Origin of the sequence: Luteimonas sp. TWI382, assembly GCF_039674545.1 — a bacterium.
Lineage (GTDB): Bacteria > Pseudomonadota > Gammaproteobacteria > Xanthomonadales > Xanthomonadaceae > Luteimonas.
The window spans coordinates 289095-296147 of record NZ_JBDJNS010000001.1 but is presented as its reverse complement, the minus strand read 5'-3'; the positions used below and the strand labels follow the sequence as shown (position 1 = coordinate 296147).

5 protein-coding genes are annotated in these 7053 nt (G+C 70.3%); all 5 read right to left on the bottom strand.

Annotated features, from left to right (window positions below; translation table 11 throughout):
• Positions 1-134 precede the first annotated feature (134 nt).
• The 5 genes from ABE505_RS01375 to mrdA all read right to left on the bottom strand — a co-directional run bounded on the left by ABE505_RS01375 (position 135) and on the right by mrdA (position 7050).
• A complete protein-coding gene (locus ABE505_RS01375; protein WP_346442875.1) occupies positions 135-1355 on the bottom strand; it encodes a D-alanyl-D-alanine carboxypeptidase family protein in 1221 nt (406 codons plus the stop codon).
• Between the two features lie 87 nt (positions 1356-1442).
• Positions 1443-2708: a septal ring lytic transglycosylase RlpA family protein gene (locus ABE505_RS01370; RefSeq protein WP_346442873.1), complete on the bottom strand. Its 1266-nt coding sequence runs from the start codon at positions 2706-2708 to the stop codon at positions 1443-1445.
• A gap of 32 nt (positions 2709-2740) precedes the next feature.
• Positions 2741-3871 carry a lytic murein transglycosylase B gene (gene mltB, locus ABE505_RS01365; RefSeq protein ID WP_346442800.1) on the bottom strand — a complete coding sequence of 377 codons (1131 nt, stop codon included), beginning with the start codon at positions 3869-3871 and terminating at the stop codon, positions 2741-2743.
• 66 nt (positions 3872-3937) lie between these two features.
• Positions 3938-5047 (bottom strand): rod shape-determining protein RodA, encoded by a 1110-nt coding sequence (gene rodA / locus ABE505_RS01360; RefSeq protein WP_346442798.1) that lies wholly within the window; start codon positions 5045-5047, stop codon positions 3938-3940.
• The gene (gene mrdA, locus ABE505_RS01355) at positions 5044-7050 is read right to left on the bottom strand and encodes a penicillin-binding protein 2 (protein ID WP_346442796.1); all 2007 of its coding nucleotides are present in this window, start codon (positions 7048-7050) and stop codon (positions 5044-5046) included. Before mrdA ends, rodA begins: the two co-directional genes overlap by 4 nt.
• Positions 7051-7053 lie beyond the last annotated feature (3 nt).

Below are 7053 nucleotides of genomic sequence, written 5' to 3'. Positions count from 1 at the left end.
AACAACACGGGGTGTGTCCTTCTTTTCCCGCCTCATTTTTTTCACCCCCCCCCCCCGGTTCCGAACCCCGGCTCTACCCGGTTTCGAAACAAGAAAAGGCCGGCATGTGCCGGCCTTTTCGGTGACGCGTGGACTCAGGAGTTCCACCACATCAGAAATTCGTGCCACAGCCGCTTGAAGAAGCCGGCCTCCTCGACCGCCTCGAGCGCGACCAGGGGACGCTCCGCAATGACCTTGCCGTCGAGGACGACGCGCACGGTGCCGATTTGCTGGCCCTTCTCGATCGGCGCGACCAGGGTCTCGGGGATGTCCATCGATGGCTTGAGCTGCGCGTACTTGCCGCGCGGCATACTGACCAGCATCGGCTCGGCCACGCCCAACTGCACCTCGTCGGCCTTGCCTTTCCAGACCTTCTGCGTCGACACCGCCTTCTGGCCGTCGTAGACCGCGTGGGTTTCGAAGAAGCGGAAGCCCCAGTTGAGCAGCGCCAGCGAATCGGTGGCGCGCTGGGCCTCGCTGCTGGAGCCCATGACGACCGAGATCAGCCGCTGGTCGCCGCGCAGCGCCGAGGCCATCAGGCAGTAGCCGGCGCCGGAATGGTGGCCGGTCTTGATCCCGTCCACGCTGTCGTCGCGCCACAGCAGCCGGTTGCGATTGTGCTGAGTGATCGGCCCGACCGTGAATTCCTTGATCTTGTTGTGCGCATACTCCTTGGGATAGTCGCGCACCATCGCGCGGCCCAGGATCGCCAGGTCGTGCGCGGTCGAGTAATGCTCAGGACCGGACAGGCCGGTGGCATTGGTGAAGTGGGTGTTCTTCATGCCGATGCGTTCGGCATAGGCGTTCATCAGCTGTGCGAACGCCTCCTCGCTGCCGGCCACGTGTTCGGCCAGCGCAATCGCGGCGTCGTTGCCGGACTGCACGACCATGCCGATCTCCATATCCAGCAGCGGTGCGGTCTGGTTCACCGGGAAGCCGCTGTAGCTGCCGTCGGTGCCGGCGCCGCCCTTGCGCCAGGCGTTCTCGCTCATCAGCACCTGGTCGTCCGGCTTGACCTTGCCGGCCGCCATCTCGGCGGCGATCACGTAGCTGGTCATCACCTTGGTGATGCTGGCAGGCTCCACGCGCTGGTCGGCATTCTCGCCGGCCAACACCTGGCCGGTCGCGTAGTCCATCAACACCCAGGCCGTGCCGGTCACCTCCGGCGGCGGGGGTGTGGGCAGCGCATCGCTGAGTGCAGCGCCGCCCTGGGCGGCGGCGGCCGGCGCAGGCGCCGGTGCGGGTGTCGGCCGCGGCGCGGGGTCCTGGGCGACCGCAAGGCCGACCACCGCGGTGGCCATGGCGGCCAGCAACATGCGCGAAACGACGACAGGCACTTTCATCTGCAACGGAACTCCGGAATGCCCGCCGCGAGGGCCGGCGGAAAAATGGGAAGAAAAACGTCAGTCGCGCACGACGGTCGGCGCGCCAAAGCCCAGCCCGGCGACGCGCGAGGTCATCTCGGCGACGCGCGCAGCTTCGACCGGACCGACGCGCAGACGCCAGACCGGCTTGCCGGCGGCGGTACCGTCCTCGAGCTGGGCTGCGCCGATGCCGGCGCCGCGCAGCGTGGCGAGCGCACGTTCGGCATTGGCCCGGGCGCCGAACGCGGCGACCTGCAGCGTAACGCCACCCGACACCGGCGCCGCAGTCGGATACGTGGGCGTGGGCGTGGGCGCAGGTTTCGGGGCAGCGGCGACCGGGACCGGCACCGCTGCGGGAACAGTCGCGGCCGCGACGGCGCCATTGATCGGGACCTGACGCCCGTTCTCGAGCTTGAGCCCGCGGGCGGCGAGCCAGGCATCGAAATCGTCGGCGGTCATGACCTTGCCGTTCTGGTACATGTTGAACCGCCCGTCCGCCGCGCTGGGCTGCGGCAGTGGCGCGGGGCGCTCGCCGGCGCGCGCGCTGGCGATCGGCAGCGCCTCGACGATGGCATCGATCGTGCTCGCCGCCGGGCGCGGCGCGGCCGCGGCGACCGAGGCGTTAGGCGCGGCGGTCGGCGATGCCTGCGCGACGGCGCGGTAATCGTGCCGGGCGTTCTCGCCCGGACTCAGCGCGCGGACTTCGACCCGGCCGGTGCCGGCCGGATGGATCCCGATCTTGACCGCGGCGGCATAGCTGAGGTCGACGACGCGGCCGTCGTGGAACGGACCGCGGTCGTTGACCCGCACCACCACCGACTGCCCGGTGTCGAGGTTGGTCACGCGCGCGAAACTGGGCAGCGGCAGCGACTTGTGCGCCGCGGTGAACGCGTACATGTCGTAGACCTCGCGGTTGGAGGTCAGCCGGCCGTGGAACTTGGCGCCGTAGTACGAGGCGGTCCCGGTCTCGACGAACTCGCTGTGGTCGTCGAGTACGCGGTAGGTCTTGCCGAGCACCTGGTAGGGGCTGCGGTTGCCGATCTGAGAACGCGGGAGGTCGACGACCTCCGGCTCGGGAATCGCATCGACGTTGGGCAGGTAGTCGGGCAGGCTGTCGGGGACGCCGGGCCGGTAGAGGCCGCCTGCGGTGTAGTGCCCGCGGGTCCGGGGGTCTTCCTGCGCCGGCGCGTAGGGCGAAACCCGGCGCGCGCCGTGTCCGGACGACCCGGCAACCGGCGCTGCGACGCGTTCGCCGCCGGAGGCGGCCGCCGGCTTCTTGGGCGCGCCCGCGCAGCCGGCGAGCATCAGCAGTGCGGCCGCCGGCAGCAGCCAGCGGATCACGGGCCGACCCCCGCCCGGATCGCCTGGGCCAGCTGGTGCACCGAGAGCGAGTACATCGGCGAGCGGTTGTAGCGGGTGATCACGTAGAAATTGCGATACGCCAGCCAGTACTCGCTGCCCGCCTCGCCTTCCAGCGACAGCAGCGTGCCGCCCTCGGCGGTGGGCTCGCCAGGACGTGGCGTGTAGCCGCGCGCGGCAAGGTCGGCCAGCGGATACACCGGCTCCCAGTTCTCGGGCTTGAAGTCGGCGGCGCCGTCGGCGCGCTGCGCGCGCGCGACCACCGGCCCGCCACGCTGCCAGCCGTGGACGACGAAGTAGTTGGCGATCGAGGCGAACACGTCGGGCTTGTGGGTCAGCAGGTCGCGGCGACCGTCGCCATCGCCGTCCTTGGCCCACAGCCGATAGCTCGACGGCATGAACTGGCCCATGCCCATCGCGCCGGCATAGCTGCCCTTGAGCTCGCCGATCGCCAGCTGCGGCTCGGCCTTCTGCAGCGCGAACAACTGCGCCAGCTCGCCGGCGAAGAACGGCGCGCGCGGCGGGTAATCGAACGCCAGGGTGTAGAGCGCGTCGAGCACTTTCCAGCTGCCGGTCACGCGGCCGTAGCTGGTTTCCACACCGATGATCGCGACGATGTACTCGGCCGGCACGCCGCTGTCGGCGGCGACACGCTCGAGCGCCTCGCGGTTGTCGCGATAGAACGCCACGCCGCCATCGATGCGCGCCGGGTTGATGAAGATCGGCCGGTAATCGCGCCAGGGCCGCACGGCCTCGGCGGGGCGGCTGATCGCATCGAGGATCTTCTGCTGGACCTGCGCCTGCGCCAGTGTGGCGCGGATGTGCGCAGGATCGATTCCGTAGGTCGTCGCCGTGTAATCGACGAAATTCTCCACGCGTTGCGCGCGCGCGATCGCCGGATCGGTCACCGACGGCGGCGCGGCCGGTCGTTCCGGCGGCTGCGGCACCGAGGGCAGCAGCGCGCCCTCCGGGCGTCCAGGCTCGGCCAGCGGCGTGATCGCGCGGTAGTCGTCGGCCTGGGCTTCGGCGTGATTGGCAGGCGTCGCGCATGCCGCCAGTGCGAGCGGCAGCGCGGCCAGGGAGAGTCGGAAGAACGGGCGTCGGCTCATCGGCGGCGAGGGTAGCACGCGTGCACGCAACGCCAACACTGCACCGCCGTCATCGTTGTGACGCGGTCAGCGACGCCGGAGGCCACTCGCCTGCACCGCCATCACCACGCCGAAGCCCGCAAGCAGCGACACCGCCGCGGTCCCGCCGAAACTGAGCAGCGGCATCGGCACCCCGACCACCGGCAACAGGCCCGAGATCATGCCGCCGTTGACGACCACGTAGACCGACATCGCCAGGCCCAGGCTGCCGACCAGCAGCCGCGAGAAGCCGTCGCGCGCCTGGCTGGCGATCCACAGGCACCGGGCGATCACGAACAGGTAGAGCGCCAGCACGACCACGACGCCCAGCCAGCCGAATTCCTCGCTGAGCACCGCGAACACGAAGTCGGTCGTGTGCTCGGGCACATAGTTGAGATGGGACTGCGAGCCATCGCCCCAGCCCTGCCCGGTCAGGCCGCCCGAGCCGATGGCGATCCGGGACTGGATGATGTTCCAGCCCGTTCCCAGAGGATCGGACTCGGGGTCGAGGAAGGTCAGAATGCGGTCCTTCTGGTAGGGCTGCAGATACCAGAACCAGGCCGCGGGCGCGCCCACCGCGGCGACGGCAGCACCACCGACGAACCACCACCACGACAGGCCCGCGAGATACAGCGCGAATGCGCCGCCCGAGGCGACCAGCACCGCGGTCCCCAGATCGGGCTGCAGCAGCACCAGGCCGGTGGGCAGGCCGATGATCGCGGCCGCGACCGCGATCGCGCCCAGCCGCGGCGGCGTGGGCTGCTGTCCCAGCCACCAGGCGGCCATCATCGGCAGCGAGAGCTTCATCAACTCGGCCGGCTGCACATAGAACACGCCCAGGTTGAGCCAGTGCTGGCCGCTGCGGCCGGTGCCCACGAACAGCACCGCGATCAGCGGCAGCAGCGATGCGGCATAGGCCAGCGGCGTGAAGCGTCGAAGCTGCACGGCCGGAATCCGCGACAGCAGCCACATCGCCGCCAGGCCCACGGCGTAGCGCCCGGCCTGGGACCCGACCATCCCCATGTTCTTGCCGCTGGCGCTGTGCAGCACCGCCAGGCCGATGCCCATCAGCGCCGCCAGCGCCGCCAGCAACGGCCAATCGAGCGTCCGGCTGAAGCGCAGCCACAGATCCAGCAGCCAGCGCAGGATGATCTTCATCGCGGCGCCTCCGCACGCGCCGGCGCCGCGACCGCCGCTGGCGGGACCGTGCGCACGCCGTCGATCACGCCGTCGAAGGAGACCTCGCGCGCCAGCGCCGCCCCCTGGCCGGCGGCGGCGACCGCAGCCGGCACGCCTGTCGCCGGGTCCACCTCGACCTCGGGCATCTCGCCCAGCAGCCAAGCGTCGAAGATCCGGCGCGCGATCGGCGCGGCCGCGGTGCCGCCATAGCCGCCATGCTCGACGATCACCGCAACGGCGATGGTCGGATCCTCGGCCGGCGCATAGCCGACGAACAAGGCCTGGTGGCGCAGGTGGTAGGGCAGCGCGCGCGGATCGAGGCTGGCATTGCCGCGGCGGCTTACGCGCTGCGCGGTGCCGGTCTTGCCGGCCATGCGGTACTGCGCGCCGCGCGCCATCGCGGTCGCCGAGCCGCGCCCGTGGATCGTATTCATCATCCCCTCCTGGACGGCGCGCAGGTGGTCGGGGCGTTCGGTGATGCGCTCGCCGGCCGGGCGTGCGATCGCTCGCCACGGCGCATCGAAGCCGTCTCGCCGCTCGGCGGCCAGGTGCAGCGTGTTCAACGTGCCGCCATTGGCGATCGCCGCGGTGCCGCGCGCCAGCTGCAGCGCAGTCGCGATCCAGTAGCCCTGACCGATACCCGCGATGACGGTTTCGCCGGCATACCAAGGCTCCTTGCTGCGCTGGGCCTTGTAGCGCGGCGACGGCACCACGCCGGCGTTCTCGCCGAGCAGGTCGATCCCGGTCGGCTGGCCGAAGCCGTAGCGCGTCATGTACTGGTCGAACCGCTCGATGCCCATCTCGTAGGCGAGTTGGTAGTAGTAATAGTTGATCGAACGGGAGATCGAGTCGCGCAGGTCGGTCCAGCCGCCGCCGCGTCCCGCGTCGCGGTAGCCGCGCCGCTGGCCCGGGATGAAGAACTCGCCGGTGGAAAACACCCGGTGCTCGGGCGTGCGCAGGCCACTGTCGAGGCCGGCGAGCGCGACCAGGGGCTTGACCGTCGAGCCTGGCGGGCCGCCGCCCAGGACGTTGCGGTTGAACAACGGCCGCGCCGGGTCGTCCATCAGCCGGCGGTAGTCGGTATGCGAAATGCCGTTGACGAACAGATTGGGGTCGAAGCTCGGCAGGCTGACCATGCCCAGGATCAGGCCGGTCTTGGGCTCGACCGCGACCGCCGAGCCGTGCAGTCCGCCGAAGGCGAGCACCATCGCGCGCTGCAGGTCGGCATCGATGCTCAGCCGCAGGTCGGTGCCCGCGGTCGCCGGCACCAGGCCCAGCCGGCGCAGCGCGCGCCCCTCCACGTTGGTCTCGACCTGTTCGTAGCCGATCTTGCCGCGCAACTGCTCGTCGTAGTAGCGCTCCAGTCCGGTCCGCCCGGTCTGCGGGAACAACAGATGCGCCTGGCCGTAGCGCTCGATGTCGCTATCGTCGGTGCGGCCGACATAACCGATCACGTGCGCGAACAGGTCGCCGTAGGGGTAGTGCCGGTTGAGATAGGGCACGACCTCAACGCCAGGGAAGCGCCAGCGGTCGATCGCGAAACGCGCCATCTCGTCCTCGCTGATGCGCAGCTTCAGCGTCACCGGCCGGAACGAACGCTGCGCCTTGCGCTCGCGCTCGAAGCGCGCGATGTCGTCGGGCGACAGCGCGATGATGCGCGACAGCTCGGCGACCAGATGCCGGGGATCGCCGGCCTCTTCGGGGGTGACATCGAGCCGGTAGGCCTGCTCGTTGCTGGCCAGAATGCGGCCTTGCCGGTCGTAGATCAGCCCGCGACCGGGCACCACCGGACGCGGCTTGATGCGGTTGGCCTCCGAGCGCTTGGCGTAGACCTCGTGGTCGATCACCTGCAGTTTGAAGTACCAGCCGGCCAGCACCGCGAGCGCGACCACGACCAGGGCAAACCCCAGCAGCGCGCGACGCGCGAACGCAGCCGCCTCGGCGGCGTTGTTGCGCACATTCGAACGACGACGCCCGGCCACGTG